Genomic DNA, 13,781 nt, shown 5'->3' with positions numbered 1-13,781 from the left:
CGGGCGCGCAGCACCGGCGGCACTACATCACCGGCGGCACTACGCGACGAGCGAGACGGCTGATGCCGCGAGCGAGTCAGGCCCCGCGGAGAGGTCGAGCTCGACCTGCAAACGGCCTGGTCGCTGCGGCCCGCCTGGCCCCGGTCGTTCGGGTGGCCCGGCGGGTGGGCTAGCCCCGACCTCGGGTGGGCTTGCCCCGGTCCCGGGTGGCCCGGTCTGTCGGAGTTGTCGTCCGGTGGGGTCGGTGAGTTGGTACCAGACGCGGGCGATGCCGGTGATGGCGTCGTAGTCGCGTGTGGTGTGGCGGGTCAGGGTGAGGTCGAGTCGGTGGACTTCGTGGTGGTGGAAGTTGCACAGCAACGCACCGTTTTCCACGGAGGTGGCTCCGTTGTCGCGTTGCCACCAGGCCAGGTGGTGGATGTGGCACCAGCGGGCGTGGGCGTGGCAGTCGGGCCAGGCGCATTCGCGGTCGCGGGCGATGACGGCTTTGCGTTGGGCCCCGGTGAACAGTCGTTCGGTGCGTCCGAGGTCTAGGGGGACTCCGTCGGCGTTGATGACGATGCGGGTCAGTTCGCAGTCGCACATGATCACGCCGAGCTCGGAGGCGGGCACGGGTGTGCCGTCCTCGAGGGTGGCGGGCGCGTACCCCAGGACTGGGAGCATCGCGGGGCCGGCCCCGCATCGGGTCTCGTTGCTGGTGTCGTTGCCGCTGCCGAACAGGGTGTTGCCGCCAATCTCGCCGTCACGGTCGCTGCGCCGGTCAAACTCGCCGCCGCCACCCGTGTCGCCGTCGTCGGCGCTGTCGGCGGTGAATCCGAAGGTGGCCAGGGCGGTGCGGCGGCGGTCGCGGTCGGCTTGGGCAGCAAGCCAGGTCGCTTCGGTCAGGATGACGGACACCTGGGGTGGCACGTGCGCACCCGGTTTGGTGTCTACCGAGGCCAGGATGCGGTCGGCGATGGACCCCAGGGCGTCGGCGTTGCGTTGGCCGTAGTCGCGGTCGTCGTCGGCGGCCGGGCGGGGGGTGGCGGCTTCCAGGGCGAGGGCGACCTGGTGGCCGGTGAGGGAGTCGAGCAGTCCTTTGAGGTGGGTGCCGTGCGGGGTGTGGGTCAGGTGCAAGAACCTGGCGCGGCGTTGGGCTTGGTGGTCGCGTTCCAGGCCGGCGGGGTCCACGTGGGCGGCCCACCGGTCGGCGGTGCGCGCGAACGTGCCCGCGTCCTGCCCGGCCGCCAACCCCAACAACGTCTCTTGCCCGGCGGGGGAGGTGGCGGCTTCGCGTTGGGCGGGGGTGCCGGAGGCGGCGACCTTGGCGATGATCCCGGCGTGCTCCAGCGGGATACGCCCCTCGGTCACGGCGTCCAGCACGTCGGGGACGGTGTCGAGCTCGGCGGCCTGGCGCACCCGCGCGGCCCCGCCGCGCTTGCCTAGGCGGGTCTTGCGCCCGACCCAGGCTTCGAAGCTCGGGTCCCCGGACCCGCGCCACGTGTCCGCGTCCCGCTCCGCAATGAGCACGGCCGAGCGGATCGCCTGCAGGGTGTCGATGGTCAGATTCAGCTCGGTGAGGATGCCCTGCCGCTCAGGCCCGGCCCACCCCGACGCCCCTGCCGCGACCGCGGCGAGCGCCGCAGCCGCCGCGCGCAACCCGGCCACCTCCGAGCGCGCCCTGCACGCGAGCAGCGCGACCGGGCCGCCGTCGGCCACGGCCCGAGAGGAACCCGACGCCGGGCCGCCGTCGGCCAGGATCCCCGGGGAACTCGACCCGGTGCCGCCGTCGGCCACCCCGGGACTGTTGGTGCCGCGAGCCAGACTCGTGATCACCGCTGGAGCGGGAGCAGGCCCGGTGGTCATGTCCACAGCCGTCCCCTCTCGCCATCGAGTCGCTAGAACCGAGTTAGAAGATCGAACACCTGTGCTAATCGTACCCAACCCGGACGAAACGGTCAAGGGTTCCGGCATAGAACCTGGGGAGCGACGAAAACACGCACCGCACCCCACCGAGCCCACGATGATGGAACCCAACCCCGAACGCCCCACCCGACGGAAGGACCCCGCCATGCAGCGCGCAGGTCCCAGGCCAGTCGCCGGCCACGGCCGAGGTCCTCGCCTGCCTCGGTGAACAGTGCGCCCCCCAACCCGCCGAGGCGGTCGACCAGGGCTGGGCGCTCACGATGTCCACGGAGCAGTTCGACTCCGCGCCGCCGACCGTAGTAGCAGCAGTCGTGCTCGACGCCACCACAGGAAAAGAGCTGGCGCGCGGTGCCTACCCGATCACGTACCGGCGCACGGACGGCGGCGGTCGCTGTCCCGGGCCGACGGCGCCCGAACCGGTCATCATCACAATTCCAACTCAGCGCAGCTGACGGACCGGCGCCTCGTTGCCCCACGCGGTGTCGGCCGTCCACACCGGCACGGCGAGGCGCGCGGTCAGCGCGAGGCAGAACCGGTCTGCGAGCGACAAGCCGTCTCCTCGACTCCACTGCGCAGCGGCCCACTCGGCGTCCTCGACGGTGCTCGCCTCGACCTGCAGGCCGTAGCTCACCAGGAGCGCACGGGCCAGTGACCAGTCCGCGCCAGAGGCGCGCACCTTCTGGGCAACCTCGGACCAGTTCACGGCCGCACATCGCGCGTCGTCCGTAAGCAGCTCTTCGACGACGTCGGAACCCGGTTCGCCCTGCAAGAAGGCGAGCAGTGCCGAGGCATCCAGAACGACCGTCACGTGAGGTCCTCGGCGGCGGCGTCCGCGCGACGCTCGGTCAGGAGGGCGCTGACGAGGTCGGCTCCCTGGAGCGAGGCGGAGATCCTCGCCCGCGCCTGCTCGCGGGTGAGCAAGATGATCCCCTGCCCGGTCTCGACCAGGATCAACGGCGTCCCGGCGTCCAGCCTCGCCCGTAGGCGCACCTCGGCGGGGACGACCAATCGACCACGGTCTCCCATCACGACGGCGTGTGTCCCATTCATCACGCAACCGTACCCCCAGACAGCACCGAGTGGGAAGCAGCCGCCAACACCAACGCCGGAACCGGTCGCCCTCGGCCCGGTCTAGGGTCGAGGAATGAATCGCCGCCCGACATCACAGCTATTCCTTGGCGTCGCCATCCTCGCTATCGGAGCGATCGCTCTCCTGCGCAGAATGGGTTTCATCGACCTCAGTCTCGACACCCTGATCTCCACCTGGTGGCCGCTCGTGATCGTCGGCGTCGGCCTCGCGGCGCTCATCTCCGCACCGCGCGCCTGGCTCGGCCCGGTCGTCGTCATTGCCGTCGGGGTGCTTTTCCAGCTCGGCCGGCTGGATCTCCTCGCGGGCAATGTCGGGGATTTCCTGTGGCCGCTGGCCATCATGGTCGTCGGCCTGTCGGTGCTGACGAGCCGGGGTGTTCAGGGCCCCGATGACACCACGATCAATTCCACCGCGATCTGGTGGGGCTCGGTGCGCCGCACCACCTCCCAACGGTTCGCGGGCGGCAGCCTCAGCGCAATCATGGGCGGCATCGATGTCGATCTACGCGACGCCGACATCGTCGGCAGCGCCGACCTCTCCGTGTTCACCGCGTGGGGCGGCGTCGAGATCAAGGTCCCGCCGCACTGGCGCGTGCAGGTGAACGGGCTTCAGCTGCTCGGCGGCTGGACGGACAAGACCGTCGCGCCCCTTGACCCCGCGGCTCCCGTGCTCCGGATCCACATCACGGCCATCATGGGCGGCGTCGAGATCAAGACCCGCGCCGCAGCCACGATCTCCGACTGATTCCTGCCCGACGGCGGGCGGCCGCGCGAGCCGGTCGGTCGCACTTCCAGCACCCGCGACACTCCGCGTTCGACCTCGGGTCGAATCGAGGCGGCGCCCAACCATGGGTGCCGCACGGAAGATCGGACAACGTCGAACGAATCCACCCGCCAATCCACCTCCGCTCCGACAAAGCCGGGTCTACTCTCCGAATCACTCACAAAAGGACAATTCGCACCACCAGCCGACGGCGGCCGAACGGTGCGATTCCCAAGCCGGCCGGGCCGGCCAGCACGCCAGACGGGGGCCGCGTCATGACGGACGAAGCACTGCGGATCGGCGCCATGTGCCTGCGCACCACGCTCGACCGCACCCGGAGCCACAGCCGCTCGGTCGACGGCGATCTCGTCCTGGTCCGAACCGGCGTCCTGGCTGAGGGTGGCGTCCTTGTGGGCCCCGACGGTTCGGTGCTCTACCTCGACGCAACCCTGAGCCCGGAAGAGGGAGTCAAGGCTTATCGCTCGGGCGCCCGCACCCCCCGCGAGCTGTTCCAGGTCTTCGACGAGGCGCTTCAGACCCGCCGATAGGGCCGCCCGCAGCTACTGTCGAACCTCCGAGTCCTTCGCCCCGGAGGCCGACCCGCCATGACGCCACGCCGCAACCCCGCCGCCCCGTGCCTGTCGCGGCCCGAGCTGCGCACCGACGACGACCAGGGCGCCACCTACGTCGAGCTGTTCTTCGACCTGGTCTTCGTCTACGCCGTGACCCAGGTCGTCGATCTGATCCACGGCGACCTCACCGCGCAGGGCCTCGTGCGCGGTCTGCTCGCGTTCTGGTTGGTCTGGTGGGCGTGGACGCAGTTCACCTGGGCCCTGAACACCGCGGACACGCGGCACCGCGTCGTCGAGCTCGCAACCCTGATCGCCACCGCGGTCGCCTTCCTCATGGCCTACGCGCTGCCGACGGCGTTCGACGACGGCCAGGGCCTCTGGTTCGTCGTGCCGTACGTCGCCGTCCGCCTGGTCGGGCTCTGGCTCTACCTCGCCATCTCGGGCAGCGACCCGCACCAGCGCTCGGCCGTGACGAAGTTCGCCACCCTCTCGCTGATCGGTCTGGCCATCGCGCTCGTCGGCGGCGCGCTGGACACCCCGGCGCGCAGCTGGGCGTGGCTCGCGGTGATCGTGGCCGACCTCGTCGCCGGCGCCGTCGCGGGGAGGTCCGAGGGGTGGAACCTGCGCGCCGGCCACTTCGCCGAGCGGTACGGCCTCTTCGTCATCATCGCCCTGGGGGAGTCCCTGATCGCCGTCGGCGTCACAGCGTCCGACGTCGATCGCACCGGCGCCCTGGTCATCGTGATGGTGCTCGGCGTCGTGATCGCCGCCGAGCTCTGGTGGACCTACTTCGCCTGGGTCCACGCGGCGATCGAGCACGCCATCGACCGGGTGACCGGCGCGACCCAGTCCGCGATGGCCCGCGACGCGTTCAGCTTCGTGCACTTCGTGGTGGTGTTCGCGATCGTCGGCGTCGCGGTCGGGCTCGAGGGCGCGATCGCCCACCCGTACGACCCGATCGAGCCCGCAGACCTCGCCTTCCTGGTCGGTGGCGCGGCCGCGTTCCTGCTCGCCACAGCCCTCGCCCTGTGGCGGACGACGGGGGAGGTGCTCTGGGCGCGGGTAGGCATCACTGTCGTGTTCGGGACGTCCTGCGTGCTCGCGGCGTCGGTCCCGGCGGCGTGGATTCTTGCCCTCATCGCGGCCGGGATCGCAAGCGTGATCGTCGCTGAGCGGCAGCGCGGGGTGGCCCCGAGCCCGCTGTAGCCCGAGGCGTCAGTCCTCAGCCAACCCGGCGTCCTTGGCCCACGCGACTGCGTCCGCCCGCGACGAGACGTCGATCTTCCGGTACACGCTGCGCACCTGCGACTTGATCGTGTTGTGGGACACCCAGAGCAGCGCCGCGAGCTCCACGAGCGTGATGTTCTCAGTGAGGTGAGACAGCACGATGCGCTCGCGCGGGCTCAGTGCCTCGAGGCGCTCGCGATGCAGCGCTGACTCGAGGTCGGCCGCGAGTGCCGCGGTCGGGCTTTTCAGGGAGACGTTCACAGTGGTTACCGGTGTCCTTCGAAGTTCCCGTTGCGGGTGACCGTGGAAGTGCTCCGGTCATGCTTCGTGCATTGACTGCGTCAACTTTATGGTTTCGATTCAATTGATACCTGCCGTGTATTGGCGCGGCCGCGAATTTCACCCGAATGGCTGCAGTGGTCCATGTCACTCCGCACACGAAAGCCCGTAATTGCCCGACGGCGATTGGTGGCCTCGCAACGCCGCGGCCGGCTCACACAACCGGCGAATCGGGCACGAATCAGCCCGTGGCGCCGCTTGGGATGGAACTCCGGACAACGTCGGACGGGTTTTGGATGCAGGCGGGTCGAGCCGTGCCCGCCCTGTTACTACTGTGGCCGCAGACCGGCGATAGTTTTATTGCGGGATCGCGCATTCTTTCGTACGAGCTGAGGGCTCAGCGCGCTCGATGGCGCCCCGATTAGAATGCCCGAATAGTGCACTGTTCGGCCAGACGGGTGTGTTTGCGGTTAAGCGGCAGTTTGTGGTGGCGAATCCTGTTGTACTGCTTGCGCGGTCCTCAGGGCCGCGAGCGAGGCGTGGATCTGCCGGTCGTGTGGTCGCCAGGGGAGACCGGCAGGGAGCCAGAGGCGAAACCGATGCTCTGACCACGCTCCGGAGGCAGTTCATGTCGCGACCCCGCTCGACCTCAGTACGCAAGTCCCTCCGCCTCGGCGGATTCCTCGGCGCAGTGGGTTTGACTGCCGTCCTCGCCGGCGTCGCCGTCTCGGGCACGGGTGCCTACTTCAGTGACACGGAGGTCGGCGGCCTCAGCGCGACGGCCGGTCATGTGAACCTCAGTGTGAGCAACCCGAACATCGCGTTCACTGGTCTCATGCCTGGCGTCGACCCGGCCGCCCAGTCCATCAACTACAGCCTCGACGTCAGTGGCAAGTCCGACGTGTGGCTCACGTTCGAGCCGACGAGTGTCAACTACCTCGCGTTCACCGGCGCCAATCGCAACCCGCTCTACCCCGACGGCGGGCTTGGTCGCTATGGCCACTTCAAGGTGGGGACGGCCGAGGCCGGGGTGCTCTTCGAGTCCTACAACCTCAACCACGTGCCTGCCAACGAGCCCAATAGCGTTCCCTGCCCCGTGACCGCAGACGGCACAGGCGGCGCCAACCGCCCGGCAACACCTGAGTACACGCACCCGGCCTACTGCGGCGTGCCTTCGGCTATCAAGCTCGCCTCGGGGCTCTCCAACGGTGCGCACGGGACGATCCAGGTGACATTCGGACTCACGACGATGGCCGACGAGCTGCAGGACATCCAGTGGGCCAACGTCCCCTTCAAGATCGTCGCCACCCAGGAAGGTGTTCGCCCGAACGCGGTCGACGACTTCTGACCGATGACCGGACGGCGGGGGCTCGAAAGTGGGCTCCCTGCCGTCCGGCAGTTCAGGGAACCTGGTAGACGCGAAACGGCGGTCGAGACTGTGAGACGGGCATCGGTGGCGCTCTTGCTTGCCGTGCTGCTCGCGGTCGTCGCCGGCGCAGCGCTCGCCTGGTCCCAGGGGTACCGGCTATACGCCATTCAGACCGGCTCCATGTCGCCGGCGTACCCGGTCGGAGCGCTCGTCATCGACGCCCCGCCCTCGGCTGATAGCCCCTCGAGCGGCGATGTCATCACCTTCAGAACCAGTGCTGGCTTCGTCACCCACCGCGTCGTCGAGTCCGCGCCCGGTGGGCTCACGACGAAGGGCGATGCGAACGCGACGGACGACCCGTGGACGATTCCCCAGTCGAGTGTTGTCGGGCGCGTCGTTGCTGTTGCACCCCGCTGGGGCTACGTCCTGGTCTTCTTCAAGCAGCCGGCAGGGGTCGCGGCCGTCGTGCTGGGACTCACCTCGATCATCCTTCTTTGGCAGCTGTTCTTCCCCGAGGAGTTCGAGGACGAGAAGGCCTCGGCAGTGTCATTCGCGTGACCCTGGCCCGCCTCGCCAGCTCGCGGTCGCCGCTCCACCGCAGGGTATGAAGGCCGCGCTCGCACCTTCCACGTTTCATGCGCGTTAAGTCACGTGGACGTCCCGCTTAGCCCCGGCCGAAACCTGGCACGATGCCCCCCATGACCCCCACCGGCACGCTCAAGAAACCGACGGCCCCGCCCGGCGCCCTCGACAAGTTCTTCAAGATCACCGAGCGTGGCTCCACGCTCGGCACCGAGGTCCGCGGTGGCCTCGTGACGTTCTTCGCGATGAGCTACATCATCGTGCTGAACCCGCTCATCATCGGGACCGTGCAGGACGGCACCGGCAACTTCCTCGGGGGCGGGTCCGCCGGACCCAACCTCGGGATGATCGCCGCGACCACCGCGCTGGTGGCCGGTGTGATGTCGATCCTCATGGGGGTTGTGGCCAACTTCCCGCTGGCGCTCGCCGCCGGGCTCGGGCTGAACGCCGTCGTCGCCTTCTCGATCGCCAGCCTGCCGGGGGTCAGCTGGGCGGACGCGATGGGGCTGGTCGTGCTCGAGGGGCTGCTCATCCTGCTGCTCGTGCTCACCGGGTTCCGCGAGGCCGTGTTCCGCGCCGTGCCGGTCGAGCTCAAGACCGCCATCTCCGTCGGCATCGGGCTGTTCATCGCCCTGATCGGCCTGTACGACGCCGGCTTCGTCACCACCGGCCAGGGCGTGCCGCTTCAGCTCGGACGGACCGGCTCGCTGGCCGGTTGGCCGATCGTCGTCTTCGTCGTCGGCCTGCTGCTCATGATCGTTCTCATCACCCGCAAGGTGCGCGGCGCGATCCTCATCTCGATCGTCGCGTCGACCCTGCTTGCCGTGGTCGTCGAGGCCATCGCCAAGGTCGGCGCGCGCTCCGAGGACAACCCGCTCGGCTGGTCCCTGGACGTCCCGGCGCTGCCCGACAAGATCTTTGCGGCCCCCGACTTCTCCCTGCTCGGGCAGTTCTCCCTGTTCGGGTCGGTCGAGAAGATCGGCGTCGTCGCCGTCGTGCTGCTCGTCTTCTCGATCATGCTCGCGGACTTCTTCGACACCATGGGCACCATGGTCGCCATCGGCGCCGAGGCTGACCTGCTCGACGACAAGGGCACCCCGCCCAAGACACGCGAGATCCTCATCGTCGACTCCATCGCCGCCGCTGCCGGCGGGATGGGTTCCGTCTCGTCCAACACGAGCTACATCGAGTCGGCTACGGGCGTCGGGGACGGCGCCCGTACCGGGCTCGCCTCGGTCGTCACCGGCGTGGCCTTCCTGCTCGCGACGTTCCTGTCGCCGCTCGTCGCGATCGTGCCGTACGAGGCCGCGACGCCGGCCCTGGTCATCGTCGGGTTCCTCATGATGATGCAGGTCGCGGGCATCTCCTGGAAGAACTACGAGATCGCCATCCCGGCGTTCCTCACGATCATCCTGATGCCGTTCACGTACTCGATCACCGTCGGCATCGGCGCGGGCTTCGTCTCCTTCGTCGTCATCAAGATCGCCGTCGGCAAGATCAAGGAGATCCACCCGCTGATGTGGGTCTCGGGTGCGCTGTTCGTCGTGTACTTCACGCTCGGCCCGATCAAGACGCTGCTCGGCGTCTGATCAGTCAGTTCGGATGACCGGCGGTGGTGGGCTGTTGCCCGCCACCGCCGGACTTGTCTCATCAATCTGATTCGGCCACCTGACCACGATCGGGGACTTACGGTGTGCACTCCGTTCCCCCTCGTCAGGAAGCCCTATGCGCGTCTCGGTGATCGGTTGCTCGACCCTGGGCGCGGCGCAGGCGGTCGCCCTCGCCTCGATGGGTCACGACGTGGTCGGGGTGGACTGCGACGCGGCGGTCGTGGCCGCGCTCACGGCTGGACGAGCGGACGGTGCCGAGTCGGGACTCGTCGAGGCCCTCGCCGAGATGCTGGCGACCGGTCGATTGCGCTTCACCACGGACCTGGCCGCCATCATCGGCGCGCGGGTGCACTTCATCTGCGTCGGTGCGCCTCTGGACCGCGGGTCCTTCGCCGGCGACCTCGCGTTTACCGAGGTCGCCGCCGACGCGATGCGGCCGCACCTGGCCCACGGTGACGTCGTCGCCAGCCGGTCCACGGTCCCGCAGGGCGCGGCCGAGCGGTTTGCCGCCCACCTCGAGGGGACCGGGGCGACCTACGTGCGGAAGTCGCTCGACCCGCGCGTCGGATTCGAGCTCGCGAACCTGCTCCGACCCGAGCGCCTGGTGTACGGCGTTCCCGCGGGAACGTCCGGCGAGACCGCGATGGTGATCCTCGACCGCGTCTTCGCAGGGCTGCTGGCCGACGGCGTGCCGCGCGTCGTCACCGACTACGCGACGGCCACCCGGACCGCGCCTGTGCCCGTGCCGACCGGAGACCCGGTGGAGACGTTTCTGCGCGCCGTCGAGCTGAACAACGTGGAGGCCCGCGAGCTGTTGCTGGGCCTGGTCCCGGACGTGCACAACGCCGCGCGCGACCAGCTCGTCGCGACCTGGGCCGCCTATCGCGACGGCGCTCAGCGACCACTCGCGCACGCGTAGCGTCTCCGCTGGAGGGTGTCCGGCATCGGGTGAATTAGGTCACTCAGGCATGGTTCTACCTGTCGGATATGCCACGATTGTCGATCGAGGGGCGCAGCAAATTCGCTGCTCCTCAAGGCATTCGTGACTGGGGGACCCCATGCGCATCTCCGTGATCGGCTGCGGCTACCTCGGCGCCGTGCACGCCGCAGCGATGGCCCAGCTGGGGCACGACGTCGTCGGCCTGGATGTCGACGCGGCCAAGGTTGCCGCGCTCGAGGCGGGGACGGCGCCGTTCTTCGAGCCCGGGCTGCCCGAGCTGCTCACCCAGACAATCGCGACCGGGCGACTGCGGTTCACGACCGATCCGGCCGAGGTGGTCGGCGCCCAGGTGCACTTCGTGTGCGTGGGCACGCCGCAGAAGCGCGGCGAGTTCGCCGCGGACCTCATGTACGTCGATGCGGCTTTCCAGTCGCTGATCCCTTACCTGTCCGACGGTGACATCGTGGCTGGCAAGTCGACCGTGCCCGTCGGGACGGCCGAGCGGCTCGCGGGCGAGCTGACCGGTACCGGCGCGACGCTCGTCTGGAACCCCGAGTTCCTGCGCGAGGGGTTCGCGGTCGAGGACACGTTGCACCCCGACCGGCTCGTGTACGGCATCCCCTCGGGGGAGGCGGGGGCCAAGGCGAAGGCGATCCTCGACGAGGTGTACTCGATCCCGCTGTCCGAGGGGATCCCGCTGGTCGTGACGGACTACGCGACGGCCCAACTCGTCAAGGTCGCGGCGAACTCGTTCCTGGCGACCAAGATCTCGTTCATCAACGCCATGGCCGAGCTGTGCGAGGCGACCGGCGCCGACGTCGCGGGACTGGCGGACGCCATCGGGCACGATGCCCGGATCGGGCGCAAGTTCCTCAACGCCGGGCTCGGCTTCGGTGGCGGGTGCCTGCCCAAGGACATTCGGGCGTTCATGGCCCGGGCGGGCGAGCTCGGGGTCGACCAGGCGCTGAGCTTCCTGCGCGAGGTGGACTCGATCAACATGCGGCGCCGGGTGCGGATGGTCGACCTGGCGCGGGAGGTCTGCGGCGGATCGATCGTCGGACGGCGGATCGCGGTGCTCGGGGCCGCGTTCAAGCCCAACAGCGACGACGTGCGCGACTCGCCGGCCCTCTCCGTGGCGGCACAGATGCAGCTGCAGGGCGCGCACGTGGTCGTCACGGACCCGCAGGCGATCGCCAACGCGCGGTACAAGTGGCCGGACCTGAACTTCGCGGAGACCGCCGAGCAGGCCGCCATCGGCGCCGACGTCATCCTCATCGCCACCGAGTGGGACGAGTACCGCAACCTCGACCCGGACAAGCTCGCGACCGTGGTGCACAAGAAGCGCGTGCTGGACGGGCGCAACGTGCTCGACCCCGAGGTGTGGCGCGCCGCCGGGTGGACCTACCGAGCGCTCGGGCGCCGCTGATCCGTTGGTGGCGCTGGAACTGCCGAGGTTCAGTCGGGCCTCGGCGCGCTCGCGGCCCGGGCCAGCCGGTCGGTGACGATGGCCTCGATCGCGCTCTCCAGCGCGGCGAGGGACGCGACGACCTGGTCGGCGTCGGGCGTGCGCGCGCACAGGAGCTCGAGCTGACGGGACATCCGTCGCTCGGCGCGCTCGAGCAGGTCCGCGCCCTTCTCGGACAGCGCGAGGGTGACGGCGCGGGCGTCGTCGGGCACGGCCGAACGCTCGATCAGGGCGCGCTTGCCGAGCGAGTCGAGTGTCGAGCTGATGGTCGGCTTGCTGAGCAGCAGGCGTGCGGCGATCTGCGACGGGCTGTTCTCACCGCTCGCGATGATCGACAGGACGCGGAAGTCGGCGATGCTCAGGTCGCCGGAGGCGCCCTCCACGAGGCGCGCGACGCGGATGAGGCCTCGGACGGCGCCGGGCAGGAGGGTGTGATCGGTCATGCCTGCACCGTACCCGATAGTTAGAAGTTCTAACCATCTAAAGTTCGACCACCTTTCCCGAGGTCGCGGGCGGAACCGGTGGGTCGTGGTTGTGGGTCTAGGTTGACAGTGCGCGGCATCGCGGGCGCGCGAAGGACGGCTCCGCACACCCGTGAGCAGGGGGTTCACCGATGGTCGTCGATCCGGCTCGTGGCTTGCCCACCGCAGGTCCGCGCGAGCTGCCCGCGTTCCTCGTTCCCGGCGGCCTCGCCGTGCTGGCGGTCGGACAGGTGGTCTTCCTGGCTGGTGAGCAGACGTGGCTCGGGGCCCAGCGTTCGGCGACCTTCGTCATTCCGGCATCGTTCCTGAGCTCGGAGTCGGACTGGCGTGGCGCCCTCATCGTCGGCGCGGTGCTCTCCCTGATCGGTCTGGCGGCCACCGTGGTGGGGGTGTATCGGCTCGCGCGTGCGGTCGATGCGGCAGCCCTGGCGGCGCACTCCCGGTTGGCGAGCTCCGCGCGGCGCGTGGCGCCGTCGGCGTTGTACTTCGCCGGGGGCATGCTCACCCTGGCGGTCGGGCTCACGTTGTACCGGGCCGGCCAGCTTGGGCCCCTCCTGAAAAGCGATCGCCTCGGTGAGCCCGCACTCGGGCAGAGCCTTGGAGCGATCATCGCCGTCGGCGGGTTCGGCTTGCTGCTGCGCGGGACCTTCCGGCTCGTCGTCAACATCCAGGCGAGCGCTACCGCCACGGAGCCGGTGACCACCGCGGCCTGAGCGTCGGTCTGGAGCCCACCCCTCACTGTGGTTCCGATGTCGGTGGCTCGCGCCACGATGGTCCGATGCCGCCTGGCGTCCGGCCTGGCGGCGCCGATCGGAGGTTCCCATGGAGTGCAGGATCGAGCTCATCTTCGTGCCCGTGACCGATGTCGACCGGGCGATCGGGTTCTACGTCGACAAGTGCGGATTCCATCTCGACATGCAGGCGAGGGTGGACGATCTCACGAGATTCGTGCAGGTCACGCCGCCGTCGTCCGCGTGCTCGATCGCATTCGGGGAGGGGATCACCGACATGACGCCCGGGACGCAGAACAGCATCCAGGCCGTAGTGACGAACGCGCAGGCTGCCCGGCGGGAACTGGTCGAACGTGGGGTCGAGGCGACCGAGGTCGTGACTCTCGCGTGGGGGTCTTTCACCTCGTTCTCCGACCCCGACGGCAACACCTGGACGCTGCAGGAGCTGCCGCCGCGGGGGTCCTACGACGCTGGTGCGGGCGACGAAGCCTGAGTTGTCTCTCAACCCTGCGCTGGTCGAGGTTCTGGGCGGCTAACCTCACGGGCAGGACCCGTGCCGACCAGGGAGTGGCGATGCCGAAGAGCACCGGATCGGACCGCAGTCCCGTGCGCGGGATTCGCGTCGCGTTCCTCCTGATCGGCGTGCTGGCGGTGTGCCTGCTGGTGCCCCGGCTGCGGGAGTGGGCGTGGGTGTTCGTGATCCTCCTCCTGGTGACGCCGTTCGGCGGGTTCCTCGTGGAGCGGCTGCGCCAGCGCCGCTAGAGGCG

Annotated in this window: 17 protein-coding genes; 12 read left to right on the top strand and 5 right to left on the bottom strand. The window is 69.3% G+C overall.

The features are described from left to right. Positions 1–39: 39 nt before the first annotated feature. A complete protein-coding gene (locus VTA80_RS06170; RefSeq protein WP_407344517.1) occupies positions 40–1,815 on the bottom strand; it encodes a DUF222 domain-containing protein in 1,776 nt (591 codons plus the stop codon). 350 nt (positions 1,816–2,165) lie between these two features. On the opposite strand from VTA80_RS06170, the gene VTA80_RS06165 reads away from it, so the two are divergent. Further along, entirely contained in the window at positions 2,166–2,357 is a 192-nt protein-coding gene (locus VTA80_RS06165) for a hypothetical protein (protein ID WP_407344516.1), read from the top strand. On the opposite strand, the gene VTA80_RS06160 is transcribed toward VTA80_RS06165, so the two are convergent. Both VTA80_RS06160 and VTA80_RS06155 read right to left on the bottom strand, forming a co-directional pair. Then, complete coding sequence (locus VTA80_RS06160; protein WP_407344515.1) at positions 2,345–2,713, bottom strand: type II toxin-antitoxin system VapC family toxin; 369 nt, start codon at positions 2,711–2,713, stop codon at positions 2,345–2,347. The two genes, VTA80_RS06165 and VTA80_RS06160, sit on opposite strands and share 13 nt — an antisense overlap. Continuing rightward, positions 2,710–2,955 carry an AbrB/MazE/SpoVT family DNA-binding domain-containing protein gene (locus VTA80_RS06155; RefSeq protein WP_407344514.1) on the bottom strand — a complete coding sequence of 82 codons (246 nt, stop codon included), beginning with the start codon at positions 2,953–2,955 and terminating at the stop codon, positions 2,710–2,712. The genes VTA80_RS06160 and VTA80_RS06155 overlap by 4 nt, the downstream gene beginning before the upstream one ends. Positions 2,956–3,049: 94 nt before the next feature. Here VTA80_RS06155 and VTA80_RS06150 point away from each other — a divergent pair, with 94 nt between their 5' ends. From VTA80_RS06150 to VTA80_RS06140, 3 genes are all read left to right on the top strand, one after another. Next, on the top strand, positions 3,050–3,739 hold the full coding sequence (locus tag VTA80_RS06150) for a LiaF transmembrane domain-containing protein (RefSeq protein WP_407344513.1): 690 nt from the start codon (positions 3,050–3,052) through the stop codon (positions 3,737–3,739). A gap of 293 nt (positions 3,740–4,032) precedes the next feature. Further along, a complete protein-coding gene (locus VTA80_RS06145) occupies positions 4,033–4,305 on the top strand; it encodes a hypothetical protein (RefSeq protein ID WP_407344512.1) in 273 nt (90 codons plus the stop codon). A gap of 57 nt (positions 4,306–4,362) precedes the next feature. Further along, positions 4,363–5,535 (top strand): low temperature requirement protein A, encoded by a 1,173-nt coding sequence (locus tag VTA80_RS06140; protein WP_407344511.1) that lies wholly within the window; start codon positions 4,363–4,365, stop codon positions 5,533–5,535. A 9-nt stretch (positions 5,536–5,544) separates the two neighbouring features. On the opposite strand, the gene VTA80_RS06135 is transcribed toward VTA80_RS06140, so the two are convergent. After that, entirely contained in the window at positions 5,545–5,817 is a 273-nt protein-coding gene (locus VTA80_RS06135; RefSeq protein ID WP_407344510.1) for a response regulator transcription factor, read from the bottom strand. Between the two features lie 646 nt (positions 5,818–6,463). On the opposite strand from VTA80_RS06135, the gene VTA80_RS06130 reads away from it, so the two are divergent. From VTA80_RS06130 to VTA80_RS06110, 5 genes are all read left to right on the top strand, one after another. Further along, the gene (locus tag VTA80_RS06130) at positions 6,464–7,183 is read left to right on the top strand and encodes a hypothetical protein (RefSeq protein WP_407344509.1); all 720 of its coding nucleotides are present in this window, start codon (positions 6,464–6,466) and stop codon (positions 7,181–7,183) included. A gap of 105 nt (positions 7,184–7,288) precedes the next feature. Next, positions 7,289–7,762, top strand: a complete 474-nt coding sequence (locus tag VTA80_RS06125; protein ID WP_407344508.1) for a signal peptidase I — start codon at positions 7,289–7,291, stop codon at positions 7,760–7,762. 140 nt (positions 7,763–7,902) lie between these two features. Continuing rightward, positions 7,903–9,375: an NCS2 family permease gene (locus tag VTA80_RS06120; RefSeq protein WP_407344507.1), complete on the top strand. Its 1,473-nt coding sequence runs from the start codon at positions 7,903–7,905 to the stop codon at positions 9,373–9,375. Positions 9,376–9,511: 136 nt separating this feature from the next. Further along, positions 9,512–10,315, top strand: a complete 804-nt coding sequence (locus VTA80_RS06115; RefSeq protein WP_407344506.1) for a hypothetical protein — start codon at positions 9,512–9,514, stop codon at positions 10,313–10,315. 139 nt (positions 10,316–10,454) lie between these two features. After that, entirely contained in the window at positions 10,455–11,762 is a 1,308-nt protein-coding gene (locus VTA80_RS06110; RefSeq protein WP_407344505.1) for a UDP-glucose dehydrogenase family protein, read from the top strand. Between the two features lie 29 nt (positions 11,763–11,791). On the opposite strand, the gene VTA80_RS06105 is transcribed toward VTA80_RS06110, so the two are convergent. Continuing rightward, a complete protein-coding gene (locus tag VTA80_RS06105; protein WP_407344504.1) occupies positions 11,792–12,244 on the bottom strand; it encodes a MarR family transcriptional regulator in 453 nt (150 codons plus the stop codon). Positions 12,245–12,438: 194 nt separating this feature from the next. On the opposite strand from VTA80_RS06105, the gene VTA80_RS06100 reads away from it, so the two are divergent. The 3 genes from VTA80_RS06100 to VTA80_RS06090 all read left to right on the top strand — a co-directional run bounded on the left by VTA80_RS06100 (position 12,439) and on the right by VTA80_RS06090 (position 13,776). Next, entirely contained in the window at positions 12,439–12,996 is a 558-nt protein-coding gene (locus VTA80_RS06100) for a hypothetical protein (RefSeq protein ID WP_407344503.1), read from the top strand. A 109-nt stretch (positions 12,997–13,105) separates the two neighbouring features. Next, positions 13,106–13,507 (top strand): VOC family protein, encoded by a 402-nt coding sequence (locus VTA80_RS06095; RefSeq protein WP_407344502.1) that lies wholly within the window; start codon positions 13,106–13,108, stop codon positions 13,505–13,507. 80 nt (positions 13,508–13,587) lie between these two features. Beyond that, entirely contained in the window at positions 13,588–13,776 is a 189-nt protein-coding gene (locus tag VTA80_RS06090) for a hypothetical protein (protein ID WP_407344501.1), read from the top strand. Positions 13,777–13,781 lie beyond the last annotated feature (5 nt).

The sequence above is a fragment of the Pengzhenrongella phosphoraccumulans genome, assembly GCF_045689905.1.
In the GTDB taxonomy this organism is placed as follows: Bacteria; Actinomycetota; Actinomycetes; order Actinomycetales; family Cellulomonadaceae; genus Pengzhenrongella; species Pengzhenrongella phosphoraccumulans.
The sequence above is the reverse complement of the archived record's forward strand: the minus strand, read 5'-3'. Positions and strand labels throughout refer to the sequence as shown.

Bases quoted from the DNA above. Each gene is read 5' to 3' on its own strand.
- VTA80_RS06115 (WP_407344506.1), top strand. From the start codon at position 9,512: ATGCGCGTCTCGGTGATCGGTTGCTCGACCCTGGGCGCGGCGCAGGCG.
- VTA80_RS06165 (WP_407344516.1), top strand. From the start codon at position 2,166: ATGTCCACGGAGCAGTTCGACTCCGCGCCGCCGACCGTAGTAGCAGCA.
- VTA80_RS06155 (WP_407344514.1), bottom strand. From the start codon at position 2,955: ATGAATGGGACACACGCCGTCGTGATGGGAGACCGTGGTCGATTGGTC.
- VTA80_RS06145 (WP_407344512.1), top strand. From the start codon at position 4,033: ATGACGGACGAAGCACTGCGGATCGGCGCCATGTGCCTGCGCACCACG.
- VTA80_RS06095 (WP_407344502.1), top strand. From the start codon at position 13,106: ATGGAGTGCAGGATCGAGCTCATCTTCGTGCCCGTGACCGATGTCGAC.
- VTA80_RS06150 (WP_407344513.1), top strand. From the start codon at position 3,050: ATGAATCGCCGCCCGACATCACAGCTATTCCTTGGCGTCGCCATCCTC.
- VTA80_RS06120 (WP_407344507.1), top strand. From the start codon at position 7,903: ATGACCCCCACCGGCACGCTCAAGAAACCGACGGCCCCGCCCGGCGCC.
- VTA80_RS06140 (WP_407344511.1), top strand. From the start codon at position 4,363: ATGACGCCACGCCGCAACCCCGCCGCCCCGTGCCTGTCGCGGCCCGAG.
- VTA80_RS06130 (WP_407344509.1), top strand. From the start codon at position 6,464: ATGTCGCGACCCCGCTCGACCTCAGTACGCAAGTCCCTCCGCCTCGGC.
- VTA80_RS06110 (WP_407344505.1), top strand. From the start codon at position 10,455: ATGCGCATCTCCGTGATCGGCTGCGGCTACCTCGGCGCCGTGCACGCC.
- VTA80_RS06090 (WP_407344501.1), top strand. From the start codon at position 13,588: ATGCCGAAGAGCACCGGATCGGACCGCAGTCCCGTGCGCGGGATTCGC.
- VTA80_RS06105 (WP_407344504.1), bottom strand. From the start codon at position 12,244: ATGACCGATCACACCCTCCTGCCCGGCGCCGTCCGAGGCCTCATCCGC.